Below are 19440 nucleotides of genomic sequence, written 5' to 3' on the forward strand. Positions count from 1 at the left end.
TTTAGAATTGTTTTTTAAAGAATGGGTGTTTTGAATAAAATTTTTCTATATCATCGTAGTTTTTATAGTAGTATAATTTGTTTTCTAGCCTTTTTAAGATAGCTTCAAAAACTTCATTTTTTCCTATTTTTTCTGCAAATAAACTAAACTCCCACTCTTTCATACAAAGAATGTTATAATCACGAGCAAGTATTTTCCTAAGCTCTAGTAATTCTTCATCGCTAAGTTTTCTTTTAAAGCTTAACTCGTTTTTATGTTCTAAATCATACTTTAAAGCTTTAATCTCATTTTCATATTTTAGCTTTTGCTGTTTAAGTTGAGATTTATAACCTAAGCTTTGGTGAAAAGCTAGCTTTTGTATTTGCTCTTGTTCGAGATTTTTAAGGCGTTTTTCACATTCTATAAAATAACGCCTTGCTTGTCTGCCTTTTTCATTGTTTTCAACCATACAAAGCTCTTTAGCCATATCTAAGGTTACATAGTATTCTTTGCGTGGTCTGCGTCCCGTAAAAACTTCTTTAATGATATAGTCTTGATTTTCGATAAAACTATAATGACTAATCCTACGATTAATCCAATCAGCGAATTTTGTATCAATTTCTAAAAAATAAAAAAGAAATTTAACATTAGCTGGAAAAGTACCTTGCAATTCCGTGTGTGGGAATGTTAATTGTAGTTGCATTTGCTTACCTTTATGTAATTAATTGATAAGCAAATGATTACATATTATTACTTAAATATTACTTAATGATAGCGAATGCTTACTAAAAAGTAATAAAATGTATTTTTCTCATTTTTGAGAAAAATAAAACTGACAACAAAAAGATTTAAAATCCGAGCGTTAATTTAACATCTTTATTTTTCTTTTATATCATTTATAATAAGATTAATGATGTATTGAGTTGTGTTAATGCCTAACTCTTCGGCCTTTTTGTCTAGTGTTTCTTTGAGTTTAGCACTCATAGTTAGCATAACTCTTTGTGCCTGTTCTTTTTCTTCTGCCATTTTCTTTTTATCCTTTTCTATATCTTTTTCTTTTGCATTTGGATTTGTAATCATAATATCATAATGATCTTCTTCAACCTCTTTCAAAAGCCACTCATAAGCTGTATTTTTATTCATATCTAAATTATTTTTTTCACAATACTTGTAAAATCTTTTGTAATATTTTTCTTTATTTGGATTTAAAAATTTTGTTGGATATTCATCCATAAATTTTTTACTTATTTCAATAAAATCTTTTTCATCCATTAATTTTCCTTTGTATCTTTTGGTATAATGCTATGTAATGCTGTAATACGATAAAGCTTAACTAAGCCGTCTATTTTATGTACTGATAAATCTACTAAGTAGTAATTATCGAATGGATTTTTATTGATAAGCTCTTTTGCTTCTTTATCTACTATTTCCGTGCTTATTGCTTTATTTGGAACAATATCATCACATATAGCCTTATCTTTTACTATGCGTTCGCTATCTTTAACTTCTTTCATTCTTATTAAAACATTTTGGAAGTGTTTTTGTTCTTTATCTTCATAGTTTTTAATTTGTTTTGCTGTGGCTATACCTTGTTTGTAAGCGTCTTTATTTTCCTGATTAACAACAACACAATCTTTATAATCATTATAAGTAATACTAAGATTTAAATCTTTTTGCTCTGCTAAGGCTAAAATGCTTTCTAAGTTGTCAAGATTACTCTTAGTTAATGTTTTATCTTCTTTAATCTCTTCTATGCTTTTTTTACCTATATTTTTAATATTGTTAAAAAAATCAAAATAAGCATTTATATTTGGTAGTAATTCTCCAAACATAAGAGCACCACATATAACAAGATTAAAAACATCACTTCCTTTTTCTACTGATTTTAAAGTTGTTTTAATACCGCTAGTTCCTTGAGTTATATAGATATACTCATCTATAGAATTATTTAGTGCTAATAGTGCGTTAGATAAGGTTTTAATGTCTATTGGATTATCTTTTTGTATAGTAAATCTTATATTTACATTTTCAATTGTATCTCCCATAATGTCCCCTTTTTTACAATTCCTTAATCACCTGCTGAAGTCTCATCTTTAAATATTTCTTTTCTATATTTTTCTAAGTTTTCCATTATTTTCCTTTTTTTTATTTTTGATAATTTTATCAAAAAGTATTTTATAAACAACTTCTTTGTTTGTACATTTGAAGATTTTAGTATGTTTTATCTATAAAATTTAAAAATCCTTTTACATTTTTTAAGATTATCTTTTGAGAAAATTTCAAGAATAAATAATCCTATGATAATTGCACAAATCCCAAGAAATGCAAAAGTTAAAGCTAATATTGAGATAATAATATTAAAAGCTTTTGAGAGGGCATTTAAAGCAGATCTTATTGTTTTTGTAATCATAGCTTGCAACTCTCATAATCAGCTTTATAGATTTTTTTAACTTTATAGTCTATCTGTAAATTAGTTTCTATTTCTTTACAAGTTATAAACCAGAAGTTTTTATCTTCTTGCGTTAATCTACAAATAATTGAATTTCCCAAAAACCCAAAATCTTTAGATACATTGCTAATAGCTTCATCTTTGTTAAAAGCACATAGTTTATTTACAAACTTCTTTAACTCATCATCGTAATATCCTGTGCGACTTTCAATCTCTTTTATAGTTTCTAGCATACATTTATAAAAATCAAAGCCTAATATGTAAGTTAAACTTGATATTTTGTAAATTAATCCTTGTGTAACTATATTAAAATCTTCTAATTTATCTTTAAACTCTATAATCTTCTCATTAATATTATCAATTATATGCCACATAGAAAATGGGTAAATATCTTCGTAGCGGTCTTTATATTTCAAATCAAAAGCATTAAAACAAAATACTGCAATATCACACAAAGCGTCAATTCTTTCTAAGTCATTCTTAGCTCTAAAATACTCGCTAGCTTTTTCAAAAGCATTACCTAAAAATGCTTCTTGTTGATTTTCATATGTTAAATGCCTTATTTCTCTATATTTAGCTAATCTTTCTTTGATTTCGTTAAATTGTTCTCTTGTCATTTTTCGCCTTTCAATAATTCTTTTGCTTTTATCAAGAGTTTTTTTTAAGTCATCTAAATTAGATCTTAATTCATCCTCATCACACTCTTCCATGTAGTCAATCAACTCTAAGCATTCTTTGTTAATTAAAGCCAAAGCTCTTGCGTGTTCTATGGCTGTGTTAATTTTTTCTTTTAACATTTTTACTTACTTTAAAATGGAAGCTCACCATCATCTTCTAAAGTGGCATCTAAAGTATGAATTTGTTGAGGTTTTTGGCTAAAATTTTGTGCATATGGATTAAATGAAATGCTTTGAGCTTGAAACTCATTTTGCTCTTGTGGTAATTTTTTGTGTCTGGCTTTAAAGTTTTTATATGCAACTGGCTCTTTTTGGTTTTTAAATTCATCAAGACTTTGTAGTTTTGAGTTAAAAATTCTACTAAGTACTATTTTATTTTCAACTTGATTGTTTTTATTTAAAAACTCTTCTGTGTCAAAACCCAAAAGCAAAGTTTTATTTGTTAGCTCATCAAGACTTGTAGCTTCTGTTTCTTTTCCGTAGATATTTGCTTTTGTTTTTTTGCTAAGATCAAGTTCTTCTATACCTAAAAATAGCATTATTGCGTTAAGTTGTCTAAAGCCTAAGTAGCTTTCCTTTTCGCCTTTTGAAGTTGTGTATGTAAAATCTCCATTCTTTGCAATAAATAAATTAAAATCAGCTAATTTATTGTGTTTTTGGCATACAAATTCACATTTTACAAAAGTATTTGTATGGCCTGTGTTGCCGATAGTATCATATAAGAATATTTTTCTAAAATAGCCACTATATAAACCACCTTCGTTTAAATATTCAAGTAGTGGCTGATAATTTGCCACTTCATAATTTGCTTTAAATATTGGTATCATTTTTTAGTCCTTGTTTAAGTTCGAATATTTTATTTTTATCATCTAACAATTCTTTTATTTTCTCTCTTGTAAAGATATTGTTGTTTTTGATAAATGCATTTTGTTCTTCTTTATTTAAACCCATATCCTCTAAGGTTTTTCTTAGTTCAAGCCCAAGTTTTTTTAGCTCATTTGCTTCATCTTTTATTAGCGTTGCTTTAGTATTGTTATAGTCTTTGATAGTATCTAATTCACTCTCATCCAACATTCCAAGACCGCAAATACTTAAAGTAACGCGCCTTTTAGCTTTAGTTATGGCTTTCATTAAAGCATTTGCTAGGTTATCTCCGCCCAAATTTTTAATATTTAAAGCTCCTGTGTCGCAATCTGTTCTACCATCTGGAGTGCTAGCATAAACCGTAACCATATAAATATCTCCAATTTGATTAGCTTCTGTTTTAGTGATAGATACTTTATGGATTTGTCTTAACTGATCTGTTGCTGTTTTTGTTGCATAAAGAGTTAATTTGCCATTAAGTATAATGTACTCAAAAGGCTTAGTTAGCATATTGATGCCTAAACTATCGCAAATACTTTTTACATAAGAAGTTCTTTCTTCATCATTTAATTCTGATAAATCTCCTTTAACTAATGCTAATTCATATGGATTAAAGTTAAAATTATTTTTTTGTGTTTTTTCAGCTACTACTAATTCACTCATTTTATGCTCCTTTTTTGATTTTTAAACACATTGAGGTACTTTGTTTTATATATTCTTTTGGGATTTCTAATTTAGTAAAATCTAAAAAGCCTTTATAATCAATCGTTGTTCTATTTTGCGGATAAACACTAATATCCAAGCATTTAACTTTCTCACCATTCGCTAGCTCTATAAATTCTTTTTTAAGAGCTTCTAGTTTTTCTTTTATAGGCTTCATTGTGCTTTCAAGTCTAATTATTTCTAAGGCCAATTCTTTTGCATGAGTATCATCAAGTTCTTTGTAGTCGCTTTTTTGATTAACGAGATAATCTTTTATAAACTCATCTATTTTTCTAAGCATAAAATCTTGATATTCCTTATCGCTTTTAACCACACAATAAGTCAAATCATCATTCTCATTTAAGACCGCAAAAACACATTTTTCAAAACCACCTACAAAAAGTTGAAATTGAACTTGAGCGTAGTATTTTGGGCTAGGTTTTTTAAATTTTAACACTTGCTCGTATTCTTCGTTGTTTGTTGAGTATTTAAACTCGTATATTGTTTTTTCATCATCTATACCATCTAAAGAAGCCATAAAAAGCTCATTTTCTAAGCTTTGAATAACAATAGGAGTTATATCTTTTCCTATTATAAATTCCATTTTTGCTCTGATTAATTCCTCATACTCTCTACCTTTTTGCATAGCTTTATTGGTATATGGCTCAAAAAGTCCTTGTATGAGTTCTTTTGCCTTTTCTTTGTTTAAAAAAGCACCTTTTTCACCAATGCAAGAAGCGACTATACTAGCTGTGATTTTTCCTTTTCTAAACTCAAGCCATTCTTTAGAGCCTTGTTCTAATTCTATGATTTTATATTTCATTTGTTTTCTCCTTTAGTGTTTTTATTTTTTTAATTGCTAATTCTTCAGCGTTATCCATAGTTATAAGCCCTAACTCATCAAGTATTTTTATTTTAAAAGAGTGAAGTTCTCTAAGCTCTTTTTCTTTTTCTTCTAAAGCTAATAAGCTTTGATTGATTGCCTTGTTTTTAAGTCTGATATGATACTGGGCTTTGAAAAGCTTTATTTTTAAATCATCATCTTTTTTGAAAAACAACAACATCAAAGCTCCTTTGTTAATAAGCTTAATAGTTTAATGTTTTCAACTTCTATAGCCATTCTTAAGTTATTTTCACTTTTAAATAAGTCTTTAGCTTCTTTTAGTTTTTCTTCTAATAAAACTATTTTCTTTTTATATTCGCTGACTTCATTTGCATAATCATCAAAACGAACGTATGCCTTTTTGTTTATTACTTCTGCTCTCATTGATATTCCTTTCAAAATCTTTATACTCAAATGAGCGCAAAGCAAAAAGGAAAAAATATGTCTTATTGTTTATAATTAAGGAGTAATCGCAATGAAAAAAAACTTAATGAATGTGATGTAAAATCAAAACAAAAATCTTTGCGCTCATTTGAGTATAAAAAGGGGTTTAAGAAAGCCGAAAGCCACGCTCTCTTTCGGTTATTGTGTTATAATTGTATTAAGCTTAGACTAAGCGTGGATATATATAATATGCTCTAAGGATTTTAGATGAGATAATTAACGAGCTTAATTATCTCTTTTATTAATTCTAAAATAAGAATTATAAAATCAATTATCTTGCTCACCAATAACCCCCTTTCTAAAAAACCGAAAGAGTAGCCATACTTAATACAATTGTTATTATACAAAATTATTTCTTAACCCTTAAGTTTTCTGTCATTTTTAAAGTGCAAGAAAACATAAAATAGCACTATAAACATTTATACTAAGCCAAGTTTTTGGATAACTTGCTAACCCTTCTGCTATAAGAACTATCAACAAGGTAGTAAAGCTTAATTTCCAAGCAGTCAAAAGCTTAATCAAGTCTTTTTAGTAAAAGACTTTGTTAAACTTTAATAGTATTTAAAGTTTTTTGCGTTTCCTTTACTTTGGATATTAAATCCCAAATCTTAAAGTTAATATCTTCTTCTTTGTAAGTTTCTAAAGAAGTTGAAAACTCCCAATCTTCCATTTTGCACTCAAGATCTGTTATAAAATCTTCTATCAAATCTTTAAGATAAAAAAGATTTTTACCACTCATACTCTCATCATGCATAAGCTCTTTAGCTAGAGTATCAGCTTCTCTTTCTCTTTTTTCTAAATCAAGGTAGCAACTATCTAACATTTTAAATCCTTATATTTGTTATAATCCATTTCACTCTAGAAAGGCGAATTATGGAAGAATTACAAAACTTAAAAGCTCAACTAAACAAACTTATTTTAAGAATTGATGAATTAGAAAGCAAAGTCACAATTCTTGAAAAAAGACTAAACGATAAAGACTTAGAAGAACTCACTGACACTCCTAATCTTTTAGAGAAATAACAAACCCTTTGTTCTCTAACGCTTCTTTGGTGATTAAGTTCTTAACTGAATGCTCTAAAAGAGTAGCCAAAAACTCTTCCAAAGAAGCGTAATGTTTTGAATAATTTCTTTCAAAAGCTACCTCTAGCATTTTTTCTAAATCTTCTCTTAGATCTAATCTAATCACTAACATTTTAAATCCTTTTTTGTTTCTTAGGTTTCATTTGTTTCGATGAAGAAAGAATACAAAAAGTATGCTTAAATAATTATTAAAAAGAACACAAAATGTATTTTATTTTTTATGATATAATTTTGAGTATAAAATAGAGGCAAAATAAAGGGTTGTTGTTGAAAAAATTACTGATTTTATTTGTATGTATATATGCTTTTGGGTTTGATGTGTGTGAGCGAAGAGAGATTGAAATGTCTGCGTATATAGAAAAACATGCTGTTGGTTATAAAAGCAAAAATTTTAATCTTTCAGAAGAAAAACTATACAAAAAATCTTTTAGCGATTGCTATGATAAAAAGAATAAAGAAGCTTGTTTATATATTTATAATAATTTTGCTATAGATGGAAATTTTAAAGTTGAGAGCAATATATTTAATTTGATTGAAATAATGGCTTATGTTGGTTTAATTCTTGATATGGACAAAGATAAAAAGTATAAAGAAATTAATCGCTTGATAGCTTTAGATAGTTGGAAAAAATTATCAGAATTGATAGATTTTGCTTTAAATAAAACTAATGATACAAAAGCTATAGAGGCATTAAAGCTACTAAAAAAGATGAGTGATTTTGAAGTTAATCGGGCTTATGCGTGTCCTTTGTATTATAATGATAAATTACAATCTGATATAATAGACATGCCCTGTGCCTGTAAAAAAAATACTGCACTTTTAATAAAACCAGATACTATAAGACGAGCTTTTTTAAATTTAAAACTTTTATGTGATAAATATAAAGATAGTGTAAGCTGTGGAGCTGTTGGTGGTCTTTATGAAAATGGAAAAGGTATAAGGATAGATTTTAAACAAGCAAAAAAATACTATGGCTTAGCTTGTGATGGCGGTTATCAACTTGGCTGTGATGGATATAAAAGGTTGATGTGGTATTGAGAGAATAGTTTAGTGTTAATAGAAAGTAGAATTAAATTTTTTCCAATGATCTCTTAAGATAATAAAAACACTTTTACAGAAATCTTTTTGTTTTTCATTGTCTGTTAAACCAATACAAATAAAGTAGTCTTGCTCTATATTATTTAAAGCTTTAAAACACTTATCTTTTTCAAAAACACTACTATCTCCTAGATGAGATAAGTATTTAAGTAATTCGTTTTTGTGTTCAAGTAAAATTTCTATATCTATATCAGTCATATTAGAAAGAAGAATTAAGAAATATCTAAAATTAATTAAGGCCATAATTCATTAATTTCCATATCATTTTTTTGTAATTCTTTTAGTCTTAATGCTTCTTTTTTATTTTCTTCCTTAAAAAAAGTAGCTATTGTATCTTGTGTAATTTCATTTCCAAGACTCGCAACATAAGAACTTTTCCAAGGATATTCTTCGTGGGTTTTTTCTCTAAGCTCCCAAGCCCCCATAGAACCGTATTTGTCAAAAATAAGAACTAAAAGCTCATGGGCATCTTTATTGTTAGCAATACAATCTGTATCAAAATCTTCAAGTTCATCAAAAGAGATAGAATTTGATCCATATTTTTTAAATTGCTCATACACTGCTTTAACCACTGGTCCATGCGGCCACGCTTCTATTCTATCATCAAAGAGTGGTTTTTCAAATACGGCAAGCATATACCCTTGTGCATAATAAAGCATTTTTTGTATTTTTAAATTTGATAGCGTGTCACCAGCTTCTTTACTTCTTGCTAAGAATAAAAAGTATTTTGCAACATCTAATGCTTTCATAGTTTTTACCTTATTTTAAAATATAAAATATATTATCTTATATTATCTTATATTATCTTATATTATCTTATATTATCTTATATTATCTTATATTATCTTATATTATCTTATATTATCTTATATTATCTTATATTATCTTATAGTTTAAACTAAAAAATCGTTTAAGACTGATGATTATTGCTAGTTAAAACACCACAATTAAACTTATATCTTTTTATACTTAAATTATCGACTTCATAATTTGGAACTTTATAGCATTCTTTAAAATTACTACCTTTTATAATCTTGATATAAGAGTTTGGAATAGCAATTTGATTTTTTATTCTTTGTGGGTTGCTATCATAATTAACTAAATTTAAAACTTCAATTTCTCCAAGCTTTAAAGCTATTTGCCTTTCTCTTTTTTCAATCTTATTCCATACTTTTTGATTAATTTGTGGATTTTGCGGAGTAATATTACTCATTAAAAAAGTGCTAAGTTGGGCTTGTGGGGTTGCATTCATGGATTGATTTGGCACGACATGTCCTCTTGTATAACCACTTCTTAGATAATCCTCCCAATAAGTTCTATACTTTTTAGGAATATTGGTATCATCTTTAAATTTTGGGCGTTTTTTGATGTGTCCTTGATTTAAAATTTTAGCTTCTAATTTATAAGCTATTGCTTTAGTGCCTTTGTAGTTATAATCATAGCAATTAATATAATAAAATTTATCTAAAACCTGAGAGCAGTTTTGTTTAGTAAAATACTTTGCAAAATCTTCACTCGGTTTATATTGTGTGTAATTAGCTAAGGCTAGAGTTGTTAATAGTGGTAAAATTATAAGTTTTTTCATTTGTTGTTATTTTTCATTTATAATTTTAACTTTAAATTCCTCAAAGCTAACAGGTTGTAGGTGATAAGGCGGGAAGCCAGATAGCATTGTTATTTGGGCTATCATTGGTCTTAAATATGAAAACATTATTGCAACGGCATTGTTTAGAAGAATTTTATTTTGTTCATCTTTAGTTTCAAAAGCAATTAATGATAGTATTGTTGTTGATATATTATAAACACTTTCACTACCGCTATCTGCTTGAATATCTAAATCTAATCGGATTAAAAATATATCTTTTTTCTTGTCATCTTTTTGATGTGCAATGACACCTATGTTGTTTTTACAATTGATAGTGCCAGAATCATCTAGCACTCCATTTTGTTCAAAATTAAATTTTTTTATTTCTATTGATAAAATTTGAAATACCCCCGATTTTATCTCATTCATTATAACTCCTTATTTCTAAGCTACTTTGCTAAAATTACTGTTAATTTTAAGCTCATCATTTTTATATTTAGTTTTGTTAATTTTAAGCTCATCATTTTTATATTTAGTTTTGTTAATTTTAAAGTATTGTTGGTTTTTGGTTGATTTTACTTTATTTTCAAGATTATTCAACATTTCAAAACATTCTTTAAAACTAATTTGCGTTTCAGAAAAATCTTTAAAACTAATTTGCGTTTCAGAAAAATCTTTAGAATCAAGTGCAAAATTGTATTCTAAAATTTTTAAGTGTTTTGCAAAATTTTTAGCTTTTTTTTCATGTAAATCAATTGTTTTTAGATTATATTTTGGTGGATATTGAAAATAAATACTACTTAAAAAATTTTGAAATATATGTCCCAACTGCTCATAAACTTCTTTCTTGTCTTTATATTCTATAGTAATATTGTTACCGTCAAAAATTGATTTCGAATTGTATTTTTTTAGTTTCATATTTCTCTTTAAAACAATGTTAAATTTTTTACATATAGTATCAATGTTTAATGAGGAATTCTCATTCTTTACGATATCAATAACTCTCGTTGCATCCATTGGTCGCTTATTTGATTCTGGGATAATTTTCCAAAGTTTATTAGCAAGATTTTTATTTTCTAAAAATATCTTCTGCTCTCTCTTATTGAGTAATTTAAAAATATTTTTCATTGTTTTGTATTTCTTTCTTTATGAAATAATTTTCATTTTCTCTTGGACTGTATATTATATTGTTATTTTCTTTATAAACATAAACAATCCTTTCTTTTTTCTCTAAAATAGTTTGCAAATAAGCAAAATCTTCATAATTTATTTTTTTCATATCAACTTCTTTGATTTTTATTCCTCCGCTTTCAAGTACTATTTGATCCACTTCTAGTTTAAAACAACTTTTAACATCTTTATTTTTTGTGAATATTTCACAATTTTCTGTTCGATAAATTTTGTTTATTTTATTATACTTTAATTCTCTTGCATATAAAATACTATTGAAATCTTTAAGACCTATTTTTTCTAATTCATTATCTTTTTTCATATTTACTCTTATCTTACAAACTCTATAAAATTTTTAAAGGTTTCAACTGTCATTTTTGATACAACCACCCCTATAATTTCACACTGCGCAAAATCGCTAATTTTAACTTCTTTGTAGTCCTTGTTTTCAGATACTAAATAAATAAAATCGCAAAAAGCTTCTTTTTTAATTTTTTTACAATATAGATCTTCGCCTTGTCTAAAAATAACTATATCAGCACTTGATATAGTACCAAGAGTATTTTTGCTTCTATCAATAACAACAAAATCTCCATGTGTTAAAAGTGGCTCCATGCTATCGCCATTTATTTTTATAATATCGTAGCTTTTTTTTATAGGAATGTCTAAAATCTCTTTTAGAAAACTTCCATCAACACAAATACTAGTATAATTTATATCTTGTGCTAAAACTCCATATCCAGCTGAAGCAGAAATATCAGGATAGTATTTAAATTCGATTTGATTGTGGTTTTTATTTGTTGAGGTAAAGGATAACAACTCTTCAATTGGAACATTTAAAATCTCTGCTATTATAGGTAACTTATTAATACTCGGGCTTCTTGTGCCTTGCAGATTATTATTAAACCATGATTTTACCGTAGATAGTGAAGGGTTGTATCCTTTTTTAGAACATGCTTGTATAAAGTCTTGATAGTTGGAAAATTTGGAGTATAGTAAGTCTTGTAATTTTTTAGTATCTACATTTTTCATATCTTTACCCAATCTATAAAATTAAAACAAAAATATCGACAATAAGTATTATTTTTTATACAAATTGTATCATATTTTGTAAATACAAAAAGCATACTTATCCTTAATATTTAAAATAATTTTAAGATTACATAATGTATTCTTACGATATGAAAAAAATCGATTATTACAAAATAACAAAAATTTTAAAAAAGCATTATTCTGAAAGCATGACTCGAGATATAAAAATAAATAAGAGAAGAGTATCTTTTAAAAAACAAATAGAGTTTAAAAGGTTATATGGAATTCCACATGAGTTTTGGGTAGATGTGCGTTCTAATCTTACAAATATACCAAAAAGAGGAAGAAAACCAAAAAAGAGTGTGAGTGAAAGAGCTTAATTTAAAAATTAAAATTAAAGATGAGCATTATAAGGTGCTTGAAACACTTTCTAGCCAAGATAATAAAAGTGTTGATGAATATATTTTTTCGACTTTAAATAAATTCATCTCTCTTGATATTAGCTTGGCTTTAAGGGTTGAAAACGCTTTGATACTTAATAAGGATTAATCTTTGTCGCTAATTAAATCTGGAGTGTCAAGACTAAAGTGTTGCGAAGTGTTTTTATCCTTTTCCAATGAAGCCACTTTGCTTTCTAATGCTTCAACTCTTAGTTTTAAATCTAAAATGATTTTTTCTAATTGTTGGATTTCCATTTTAATCCTCCTTTCTTTAAAGATGGGGAATTTTAACTAAAAAGGAGTGCGGATGAAAAGGATGTTTTATGAGTGTGATTAACTACTTGCTTTCGGGTCTTAGTATAGGATTTTTAATCGGAGTTTTTATTTATTCTTTGTCTCATTTTTTACATCAAAAGTTCGGAGGTAAAGGCAAGTGACTTTTGTTTTAGCACAAATGCCATCTTTTCTTAAAAAATCGCATTTTGGAGCTTGCTCTATTCCATCTTTATATACCAAAGTGATGGGTATTTTAACTCTTAAAATAGCGTTGCATGTGCTTTGGAATGTGGTTATTTGCGTTTTGTTTTGCGCTTTTGTAAAAAAACGCCCAAGTAAAAAACCTATGATAAGTCCATATATAAAAATGGCTTGTTTTTCACCTAGTATCTGCGCTAAAGAGTTAAGTAGATCCATTTTAGGCCTTTTTGCGTTTGATTTTATCATATTAAAAATGAGAAATAAATTAAGGAAAAATGATGAGTATACCGCATTTTAAAGCTAGTTTAGAGGTGGCTTTAGGAGCTAAAAAGCCACTTAGAGCTAGAAGAGGTTTCACAAAAGTAGCTAATACGATTTTTTATGGTGGCTTAAGTATGGATGCTTTGGCACTTTATTTACAGCTTAAGAGAATGAGTGAAAAAACTCTAGTAAGTGAAATTTACTTAAGAGAACTTATTTTAATCAAAAAAGATACAAGAATAAGCTTGCAAAGATTAAGACTTGCTAAAGATGAATTAATCAATTTTAATCTACTTCAAATTAAAAAAACAAATCATCATAGATTTAATTATGAGTGGATTTTAAAAGATGAAAACAATGAAATAATTAAGCATTTTAACAAAACTGAATATAAGCTTAAAAGTGCTGATAAAAAACCAAGCAAAATATTTAAAAATAATACTTCTTCCGTAGTCGGAAATTTGAATACGGAAAAAGAAAAAAATGAAAATTCCCTATATATAGAAACACGCACGCACGCGTATAAAGAAAATAATATAAGTATAAATAATAATAAATTTATAAATTTAGAAAATTTAGAAAATAAAGAGAATACAAATAAAAATAATAACGCTACGCGAACTTTTTTTGTTGTTGATTTTGGAGCTTTAAAAACACAGGAGTTTAGCATGGGTAAATTTAAAAAACCTAGTGTAGATGATCTAATGGAGCAGATTAATACCTTTAATCAAAAACACAATACTTGCTTTGATGAGAGTTTGGCTGAAGATTTTATAGAGTATTGGGATGTTAGACAGTGGAAGAGAGGCAACAAAAAAATGGCTTCTGTTGCTGGTAGCTTACATACTTGGCTCAAATATGCAAAGGAAAATGCATTAAGAAAAAATGCTTTTAAAGTTAGAAAAAAAGAGGCTGAAGCTTGTGTGGTGAGCTCTTTGATGGATTATTATGGATTTGAAGATAGTCAAGAACAAAAATGTATTGATGTAGTAAGTATTAGTTGAGGGTGAAATGAAAGAAAAAGTTAAAATTTTAATGAATTTGTTAGAGCTTAATGAAGCTCAAGCGGTGGATATAGTTGGTAGATATTTAAAAGATGTCAAAGATATACATGTTTTTTTAGATTATTATTTTGAGACATGTATGAGTGAAAAAATCATCGGTTCTACTTATGAAAAACTTAGAATTGTTTGCAAGATAGCACAACTTGAGTTTAAAGAACGATTTGAGAATAAAGAAAGTTTTTTAAAATGGATTTTTAGAAATTACAAGTCAAGAGCTTTTTTTAGATTATATAAAAATGATTTTACATATGAATATTTTGCTTATGATAGTCTCAAAAATAAAGTAAAACTTAAAAATAGTTCAAATGATTGTTTAATATGTATAAATGGCTTTAAAGAATTAACATATCACGATGGGTCTTTGGTAGAAGATGGGTATTTTAAAGAGGCGCTTATAGACTTCATGTTTAAAAACCAGCATAGAGTTGGTAAAGATTTGAGCTTGGATATTCAAAAGATAGAATTAAAAACAGAACTTTGCCATCAAAAAACAAAAGAAGAAGAAAAAATATTGCACTTGCAAAATTTGGAAAAGTTTTCTCAAAAACTAAAAGAAAAAACCGACACCAATTTTAATTATTTAAGCAAAAACAAAGAAAAGGTAATACGATGAGCTATTCTTTAAAAATAGAGCTTAAAAATAACCCTGTGCCTTATAAAAGAACAACTCAAAGAGCCAAGTTTGTTTGCAAGGATTATCTTAAGTATTTAGATTTTAAAAAACTCTTGCAAATTGAGTTTAGAAAGCAAAATGGAATAAGCCCTAATCAAGCTTTTGACTCTAAAAAGCAATACGAGTTTTCTTTAAAAATAGGTTTTAACAATAAAAAACATGGTGATGCAGATAATATCGTAAAAGCCGTATTGGATGCGCTGTTTGAAAATGATAAGAACGTGTTAAAAGGGAAATATGAAATTGTTGCTTTTAAAAAGGCTTTTTTGGATTTAGAAATTAGCCAATATGATTTTAAGGAAGGATTATCTTATGAGCAATAAAGTATTAACAAAAGATGAGTTAGAGCAAAAAGTTGATGAGTTTTTTGCTACAAATACACCACTTGCTGAAACAAAAGAAAAAACTATTTATGCGCCAAAGACAATAGAAAGTCTAGCTGTATTTTTAGGTGTTACGACAAAAACTCTTAGTATTTGGGAGAAAGATGCAGAATTTGGAGAAATAATTCAAATAGCTAAACAAAGATGCGCTAGCTCTATAATAGATCATTCTTTGATAGGCACTTACACTCCTAGCATAAGCATGTTTTTGCTTAAAAACAATCATGGCTATGTAGATAAACAAGAAGTGGTTAGTGATAGTGTTCAAAAAATAGAAATCATAAGAAGTGAAGTTAAATGCAATTAAAACTTGATTTTTCTTACACTCCGGCACAACTTAAAGTTTTTGATGATAAAAATCCACGCTTCATAACTGTAGCAAAGGGGAGAAGATTGGGTTTTACAAGAGGAAGTGCAAAATATGTAATAGAAAATCTTTTAATGGGGTTAAATGTTCTTTGGGTTGACACGGTTCAAAGCAACTTACAGAATTATTTCGAGCTTTACTTTATGCCTGAGCTAAAAAAACTCCCAAAAGAATTTTATTCTTGGAGCGTTCAAGATAAAAAACTCATTTTAAATAATGCTGTGCTTCATATGAGAAGTGCTGAAAGACCTGAAAATATAGAAGGCTTTGGCTATGATTTGGTAATTTTAAACGAAGCAGGAATTATCTTAAAAGGCTCTAAAGGGGAGTATCTTTGGTACAACGCCATACGCCCTATGTTGCTTGATAATCCTAAATCAAGAGCGATTATAGGTGGAGTTCCTAAAGGAAAAAATCTTTTTTATGAGCTTTGTAAAAAAGAATTAAGTGATGAAAATTGGAAACATTTTCAGTTCTCAAGTTATGATAATCCTTTTTTGAGTAAAGATCAAATCAAAGAGCTAATCGAAGAAGTAGGCGGAGAAGATAGCGAAGTAGTTAAACAAGAAATTTATGGAGACTTTATAGATAACTCTAGTGCAGAACTTTTTGCTTTAAGTGATATTGAAAAAAGTATGAATGTTGTTAGTTTTGATATGCAAAAAATGCAAGGAGACAATATATGGGGACTTGATGTAGCAAGATATGGAGATGATAAGAGCGTTTTGGTCAAAAGAAAAGGTTTTGTTGTAGATGAAATTAAAAAATATAGTGGGCTTAGTATTAGTGCTTTAGCAAATGTTGTTTTAGCAGAATTTAATAAAGACAAGGAAAAGCCACGAGGTATTTTTATAGATACTTGTGGGCTTGGAGTTGGTGTATATGATATATTGAGTGATTATGGCTTGCCTGTATTTGAGGCAAATTCTGCAAATTCTGCAACTAGCAATGAATACTTAAACAAAAGAGCACAAATGTATTTTACTTTGGCTAAAAACATAAAACATATGCAAATTATCAAAGATGATGAGCTAAAAAAAGATTTACGGATGATTGAATATGAGTATTCTGATAAGGGGCTTTTAAAGATAAAGGCAAAAGAACAGATAAAAAAAGATTACGGAAAAAGCCCTGATACTAGTGATGCTTTAGCTTTAACTTTCTTTGAAAAATTGCACCCAAAAAACAATACTAGTGAAGATTGGAGTTATGATGGCTGGTGAGTTTTTAATGGTATATGAGAATATAGATCCGCTTAAAATTAAAGAGTTAGCTAAGAAAGAAGATGATGTTATAAAAATAATTTTGGCTAAGTGGATATTAGATCTTTTTGGGGGTTTTAGAAATATTTCTAAAAAGCAATACAAGAGAGAAATGGTGAAAATTTTAAAAGAAAAAGGTGTGAGTGATGATGATATTGCTAAGCTAACAAAGCTTAGTAAAGTTACCATATGGAGAATTAATAATGAGAAATAAAGAAGAAAAAATTACGTATTTAGTAAAACTTATAAGTGAAAGTAAAAATGCTTATGAAAAATACAAGCCTTATTTTTCTGCCTTGCAAGATGCATATTTATTAAAAAATGAAAAAAAAGAAATTTATGAAAAAAGAAACAAATCTTGCATCTTTATACCAAAGATTAATGCAAAAATTAAATATTTAATAACTGCTTTAAATGATGTGTATTTTAACAGTGAGAGAATGGCAGATATTGAAAGTTATATTAATTCAGATGAGCAAATTATAGCTATGTGGCAAAGAGCTTTAGATTTTTATACAGGAGAAATTAATTTGTTTAAGCTCTTTCAGCCTTTATTTTTAGATGTTTTAACAACAGGAACATCAATAGCAAAAGTAACTTGGCACAAGGGTATGCCTCGTATTGAAAGAGTTGGTATAGATGAGGTTTATTTTGATCCAAATGCTTTAAATAATGATGATATTAGTTTTATCGTAAATGAGATTTATCTTTCACATGCACAAATTAAGCAAAGGCAAAAATTAGGATTTTATCAAAAGACAAATATAGATGTGCATTTTGACAAAAATGAAGAGTTTAAAAAGGTTAAGTTATATGATATTTATGTGAAAAAAGATGATGATAAATGGGTTGTTTCAACACTTTTAGAAGAGGAATTGTTGCGCGATGATGTGGTTTTAGAAGATGGACAGCCTTTTGTTTGGGGGTCAATGCTTCCACAATTAAAAACAATAGACAATGAAGAATATGTGTGTGCTTATGGCGAACCTGTTATGTCAAGTGCATTGTCTTTGCAAAAGGAAATAAATATCACAAGAAATCTTTTAATAGATGCAATGAGAAGTGCATTAAACCCAAAAATAATACTTCAAAAATCTGCCGGAGTTTCAAGAGAAGACTTAGAGACTGTTGGCAAGCCAATATATCTTACAGAGCCTTCAAGTGTTGGTTTTTTGCCAACACCGAATATAAGTAGCTCGGGGGTTAATTTAGAACTCTTAGAGAGTGAAATCACAGAGGTTACTGGTGTTAGCCCACAAAATAACGGTGCGCAAACTGCACAAAATGAAACTGCTACTGAGATTAGCATAAAAGCACAAGAAGGTGGTCGAAGAAGTGCAGATTATATTAGATCATATAATGAGACTTTTGTAGAGCCTTTGTTTGATAGATTTGCAAAACTAGTATTTAAGTATGGAAATGATGAATTTTTTAATGGGTTTACAAGAGAGGATATACCTAGTTTTAGATTTAATATACAAACAGGTACTGGAGCTATGAATAAAGAAGTTAGAAGAGCAGGACTTCAAGCAAGTATGCAAGTATTTTCACAACTTTATCAAATGTATATGAGTATAGGGGATATGCAAAGTGCATATGGAATTGTTAAAGCTAATGAAGAGTTAGTTAAAGAACTTTTACCTATTTTGGGGATAAAAAATGTCAATTCTTTATTTGCTTTCAACAAGGATATGCAATGAAGATTTTATTGGATTTAAATTTTGATATACAACAAACAAAAGGAGGTAAGAGGCTAGTTGATTTTATAGATAAAAAATACCAAGAATGTTTTGCAATGGCAAAAAACCAACAACAAACAGCAGAGTATAGGCTAAAAGCTTTAGAGCAAATGGCTTTTTTAGACACGATAATAAATTTACTAAAGGAAGAAGATGATGAATGAACAAATGAATGAAAATGATGCTTTAAATGAACTTTTAAACTCACTTAATGACAATGAAGAAACCATTCAAAACAAAGAGGAAGGACAAGAAGTAGAGCAAGTAGAACAAGATGAACAAAATAATCAAGATTTATCTAAACTTTTAAAAGAGCAAGCAAATGAAATTAAAACTTTAAAAGAAAGCTTAGCACTGCTTAATAATAAAAATAAGCCAAGTAAAGAAGAAGAAGAAAGGAAAGAGTATTTAAAGCAATTAGGGCTTGATGGAATTGATGAAAGGCTTAAAAAACTAGATAAATTAGAAGCAAAAGCTAAGCAAAAAGATGAGGAAGAAAGCTTGCGTGCTAAATACATGGAGGTTGAAAGAACAATTAGAAAAGAGTATCCAAATGCTGACTTAAAAACTATGGGAGAATTAGCAAACAAACTTGGTGGATTAGCAAGTGGAGATTTACAAAGCTGGAGAACACTTTTGGCTATGGTTTATAAAAAAGATATTGGTAAAAAGGCAGATGAGAGCCTACCTAGATCAAATTACGCAGGTGGCGAGAGTGATTTTAACTCAAAAATAAAAAAAGGTGATGATATTTCTAATATTGATTTAGGTAAAGAATTATTATCTTTAGTTTAAAGAGGGGTATTTA

Annotated in this window: 33 protein-coding genes; 13 read left to right on the forward strand and 20 right to left on the reverse strand. The window is 28.0% G+C overall.

What is annotated here, in order from left to right; translation table 11 throughout:
* Nucleotide 1: 1 nt before the first annotated feature.
* The 10 genes from L8W56_RS02865 to L8W56_RS02910 all read right to left on the reverse strand — a co-directional run bounded on the left by L8W56_RS02865 (nucleotide 2) and on the right by L8W56_RS02910 (nucleotide 6821).
* Entirely contained in the window at nucleotides 2-682 is a 681-nt protein-coding gene (locus tag L8W56_RS02865) for an antA/AntB antirepressor family protein (protein WP_263659369.1), read from the reverse strand.
* 173 nt (nucleotides 683-855) lie between these two features.
* The gene (locus L8W56_RS02870) at nucleotides 856-1251 is read right to left on the reverse strand and encodes a hypothetical protein (protein ID WP_263659370.1); all 396 of its coding nucleotides are present in this window, start codon (nucleotides 1249-1251) and stop codon (nucleotides 856-858) included.
* On the reverse strand, nucleotides 1251-2024 hold the full coding sequence (locus tag L8W56_RS02875) for a hypothetical protein (protein WP_263659371.1): 774 nt from the start codon (nucleotides 2022-2024) through the stop codon (nucleotides 1251-1253). The genes L8W56_RS02870 and L8W56_RS02875 overlap by 1 nt, the downstream gene beginning before the upstream one ends.
* 361 nt (nucleotides 2025-2385) lie before the next feature.
* Complete coding sequence (locus tag L8W56_RS02880; protein WP_412175538.1) at nucleotides 2386-3045, reverse strand: hypothetical protein; 660 nt, start codon at nucleotides 3043-3045, stop codon at nucleotides 2386-2388.
* A 191-nt stretch (nucleotides 3046-3236) separates the two neighbouring features.
* The gene (locus L8W56_RS02885) at nucleotides 3237-3932 is read right to left on the reverse strand and encodes a hypothetical protein (protein WP_263659373.1); all 696 of its coding nucleotides are present in this window, start codon (nucleotides 3930-3932) and stop codon (nucleotides 3237-3239) included.
* On the reverse strand, nucleotides 3916-4632 hold the full coding sequence (locus tag L8W56_RS02890; RefSeq protein ID WP_039625725.1) for a hypothetical protein: 717 nt from the start codon (nucleotides 4630-4632) through the stop codon (nucleotides 3916-3918). The genes L8W56_RS02885 and L8W56_RS02890 overlap by 17 nt, the downstream gene beginning before the upstream one ends.
* 1 nt (nucleotide 4633) lies before the next feature.
* The gene (locus L8W56_RS02895; protein WP_263659374.1) at nucleotides 4634-5494 is read right to left on the reverse strand and encodes a lambda exonuclease family protein; all 861 of its coding nucleotides are present in this window, start codon (nucleotides 5492-5494) and stop codon (nucleotides 4634-4636) included.
* A complete protein-coding gene (locus L8W56_RS02900; protein ID WP_263659375.1) occupies nucleotides 5484-5735 on the reverse strand; it encodes a hypothetical protein in 252 nt (83 codons plus the stop codon). The genes L8W56_RS02895 and L8W56_RS02900 overlap by 11 nt, the downstream gene beginning before the upstream one ends.
* A complete protein-coding gene (locus L8W56_RS02905) occupies nucleotides 5735-5938 on the reverse strand; it encodes a hypothetical protein (protein ID WP_039625728.1) in 204 nt (67 codons plus the stop codon). The genes L8W56_RS02900 and L8W56_RS02905 overlap by 1 nt, the downstream gene beginning before the upstream one ends.
* Before the next feature lie 604 nt (nucleotides 5939-6542).
* Entirely contained in the window at nucleotides 6543-6821 is a 279-nt protein-coding gene (locus L8W56_RS02910; RefSeq protein WP_263659376.1) for a hypothetical protein, read from the reverse strand.
* 50 nt (nucleotides 6822-6871) lie between these two features.
* Between L8W56_RS02910 and L8W56_RS02915 the strand changes: the two genes are divergently transcribed.
* Entirely contained in the window at nucleotides 6872-7021 is a 150-nt protein-coding gene (locus L8W56_RS02915; protein ID WP_263659377.1) for a hypothetical protein, read from the forward strand.
* On the opposite strand, the gene L8W56_RS02920 is transcribed toward L8W56_RS02915, so the two are convergent.
* Nucleotides 7002-7193: a hypothetical protein gene (locus tag L8W56_RS02920; protein WP_066008559.1), complete on the reverse strand. Its 192-nt coding sequence runs from the start codon at nucleotides 7191-7193 to the stop codon at nucleotides 7002-7004. The genes L8W56_RS02915 and L8W56_RS02920 overlap by 20 nt on opposite strands.
* A gap of 230 nt (nucleotides 7194-7423) precedes the next feature.
* Between L8W56_RS02920 and L8W56_RS02925 the strand changes: the two genes are divergently transcribed.
* Nucleotides 7424-8119 (forward strand): sel1 repeat family protein, encoded by a 696-nt coding sequence (locus tag L8W56_RS02925; protein WP_412175227.1) that lies wholly within the window; start codon nucleotides 7424-7426, stop codon nucleotides 8117-8119.
* 15 nt (nucleotides 8120-8134) lie between these two features.
* Here the strand turns inward: L8W56_RS02925 and L8W56_RS02930 are convergent, their stop codons facing one another.
* The 7 genes from L8W56_RS02930 to L8W56_RS02960 form a co-directional block, all read right to left on the reverse strand.
* Nucleotides 8135-8422: a hypothetical protein gene (locus L8W56_RS02930; RefSeq protein WP_039625734.1), complete on the reverse strand. Its 288-nt coding sequence runs from the start codon at nucleotides 8420-8422 to the stop codon at nucleotides 8135-8137.
* Nucleotides 8413-8928: a Panacea domain-containing protein gene (locus tag L8W56_RS02935; RefSeq protein WP_263659379.1), complete on the reverse strand. Its 516-nt coding sequence runs from the start codon at nucleotides 8926-8928 to the stop codon at nucleotides 8413-8415. Before L8W56_RS02935 ends, L8W56_RS02930 begins: the two co-directional genes overlap by 10 nt.
* A 161-nt stretch (nucleotides 8929-9089) precedes the next feature.
* The gene (locus L8W56_RS02940; RefSeq protein WP_263659380.1) at nucleotides 9090-9764 is read right to left on the reverse strand and encodes a DNA/RNA non-specific endonuclease; all 675 of its coding nucleotides are present in this window, start codon (nucleotides 9762-9764) and stop codon (nucleotides 9090-9092) included.
* A 6-nt stretch (nucleotides 9765-9770) separates the two neighbouring features.
* Nucleotides 9771-10193: a protein-export chaperone SecB gene (locus tag L8W56_RS02945; RefSeq protein ID WP_257402316.1), complete on the reverse strand. Its 423-nt coding sequence runs from the start codon at nucleotides 10191-10193 to the stop codon at nucleotides 9771-9773.
* A 15-nt stretch (nucleotides 10194-10208) separates the two neighbouring features.
* Nucleotides 10209-10892 carry a hypothetical protein gene (locus tag L8W56_RS02950; protein ID WP_257402315.1) on the reverse strand — a complete coding sequence of 228 codons (684 nt, stop codon included), beginning with the start codon at nucleotides 10890-10892 and terminating at the stop codon, nucleotides 10209-10211.
* Complete coding sequence (locus tag L8W56_RS02955; protein WP_257402314.1) at nucleotides 10876-11256, reverse strand: hypothetical protein; 381 nt, start codon at nucleotides 11254-11256, stop codon at nucleotides 10876-10878. Before L8W56_RS02955 ends, L8W56_RS02950 begins: the two co-directional genes overlap by 17 nt.
* Before the next feature lie 8 nt (nucleotides 11257-11264).
* Nucleotides 11265-11966 (reverse strand): XRE family transcriptional regulator, encoded by a 702-nt coding sequence (locus tag L8W56_RS02960; RefSeq protein WP_257402313.1) that lies wholly within the window; start codon nucleotides 11964-11966, stop codon nucleotides 11265-11267.
* Nucleotides 11967-12115: 149 nt separating this feature from the next.
* Between L8W56_RS02960 and L8W56_RS02965 the strand changes: the two genes are divergently transcribed.
* Entirely contained in the window at nucleotides 12116-12346 is a 231-nt protein-coding gene (locus tag L8W56_RS02965; RefSeq protein WP_318529804.1) for a hypothetical protein, read from the forward strand.
* Nucleotides 12333-12515 carry a hypothetical protein gene (locus L8W56_RS02970; RefSeq protein WP_087685558.1) on the forward strand — a complete coding sequence of 61 codons (183 nt, stop codon included), beginning with the start codon at nucleotides 12333-12335 and terminating at the stop codon, nucleotides 12513-12515. Before L8W56_RS02965 ends, L8W56_RS02970 begins: the two co-directional genes overlap by 14 nt.
* Here the strand turns inward: L8W56_RS02970 and L8W56_RS02975 are convergent.
* Both L8W56_RS02975 and L8W56_RS02980 read right to left on the reverse strand, forming a co-directional pair.
* A complete protein-coding gene (locus tag L8W56_RS02975) occupies nucleotides 12512-12661 on the reverse strand; it encodes a hypothetical protein (protein ID WP_263659382.1) in 150 nt (49 codons plus the stop codon). The two genes, L8W56_RS02970 and L8W56_RS02975, sit on opposite strands and share 4 nt — an antisense overlap.
* Before the next feature lie 126 nt (nucleotides 12662-12787).
* A complete protein-coding gene (locus L8W56_RS02980) occupies nucleotides 12788-13129 on the reverse strand; it encodes a hypothetical protein (RefSeq protein ID WP_250325565.1) in 342 nt (113 codons plus the stop codon).
* A 32-nt stretch (nucleotides 13130-13161) separates the two neighbouring features.
* Here L8W56_RS02980 and L8W56_RS02985 point away from each other — a divergent pair, with 32 nt between their 5' ends.
* Genes L8W56_RS02985 through L8W56_RS03025 form a run of 9 tightly spaced genes read left to right on the forward strand, consistent with a single transcriptional unit; the run spans nucleotide 13162 to nucleotide 19427 of the window.
* Nucleotides 13162-14148 (forward strand): hypothetical protein, encoded by a 987-nt coding sequence (locus tag L8W56_RS02985; protein ID WP_263659383.1) that lies wholly within the window; start codon nucleotides 13162-13164, stop codon nucleotides 14146-14148.
* A gap of 7 nt (nucleotides 14149-14155) precedes the next feature.
* Nucleotides 14156-14821, forward strand: a complete 666-nt coding sequence (locus tag L8W56_RS02990; RefSeq protein ID WP_263659384.1) for a hypothetical protein — start codon at nucleotides 14156-14158, stop codon at nucleotides 14819-14821.
* Nucleotides 14818-15204 (forward strand): RusA family crossover junction endodeoxyribonuclease, encoded by a 387-nt coding sequence (locus L8W56_RS02995; RefSeq protein WP_263659385.1) that lies wholly within the window; start codon nucleotides 14818-14820, stop codon nucleotides 15202-15204. The genes L8W56_RS02990 and L8W56_RS02995 overlap by 4 nt, the downstream gene beginning before the upstream one ends.
* On the forward strand, nucleotides 15194-15571 hold the full coding sequence (locus L8W56_RS03000; protein WP_257402309.1) for a DNA-packaging protein: 378 nt from the start codon (nucleotides 15194-15196) through the stop codon (nucleotides 15569-15571). Before L8W56_RS02995 ends, L8W56_RS03000 begins: the two co-directional genes overlap by 11 nt.
* Nucleotides 15562-16854, forward strand: coding sequence for a terminase large subunit domain-containing protein (locus tag L8W56_RS03005; RefSeq protein WP_257402308.1), 1293 nt, complete (start codon nucleotides 15562-15564; stop codon nucleotides 16852-16854). Before L8W56_RS03000 ends, L8W56_RS03005 begins: the two co-directional genes overlap by 10 nt.
* Nucleotides 16844-17107, forward strand: coding sequence for a hypothetical protein (locus L8W56_RS03010; RefSeq protein ID WP_039625751.1), 264 nt, complete (start codon nucleotides 16844-16846; stop codon nucleotides 17105-17107). The genes L8W56_RS03005 and L8W56_RS03010 overlap by 11 nt, the downstream gene beginning before the upstream one ends.
* Nucleotides 17097-18593 carry a hypothetical protein gene (locus L8W56_RS03015; RefSeq protein ID WP_087685564.1) on the forward strand — a complete coding sequence of 499 codons (1497 nt, stop codon included), beginning with the start codon at nucleotides 17097-17099 and terminating at the stop codon, nucleotides 18591-18593. Before L8W56_RS03010 ends, L8W56_RS03015 begins: the two co-directional genes overlap by 11 nt.
* Nucleotides 18590-18796, forward strand: coding sequence for a hypothetical protein (locus L8W56_RS03020; protein ID WP_047208152.1), 207 nt, complete (start codon nucleotides 18590-18592; stop codon nucleotides 18794-18796). Before L8W56_RS03015 ends, L8W56_RS03020 begins: the two co-directional genes overlap by 4 nt.
* Nucleotides 18786-19427 (forward strand): hypothetical protein, encoded by a 642-nt coding sequence (locus L8W56_RS03025; protein ID WP_263659386.1) that lies wholly within the window; start codon nucleotides 18786-18788, stop codon nucleotides 19425-19427. Before L8W56_RS03020 ends, L8W56_RS03025 begins: the two co-directional genes overlap by 11 nt.
* The last annotated feature ends 13 nt before the right edge of the window (nucleotides 19428-19440 follow it).

Origin of the sequence: Campylobacter sp. IFREMER_LSEM_CL1085 (assembly GCF_025772235.1) — a bacterium.
Lineage (GTDB): Bacteria > Campylobacterota > Campylobacteria > Campylobacterales > Campylobacteraceae > Campylobacter_D > Campylobacter_D lari_D.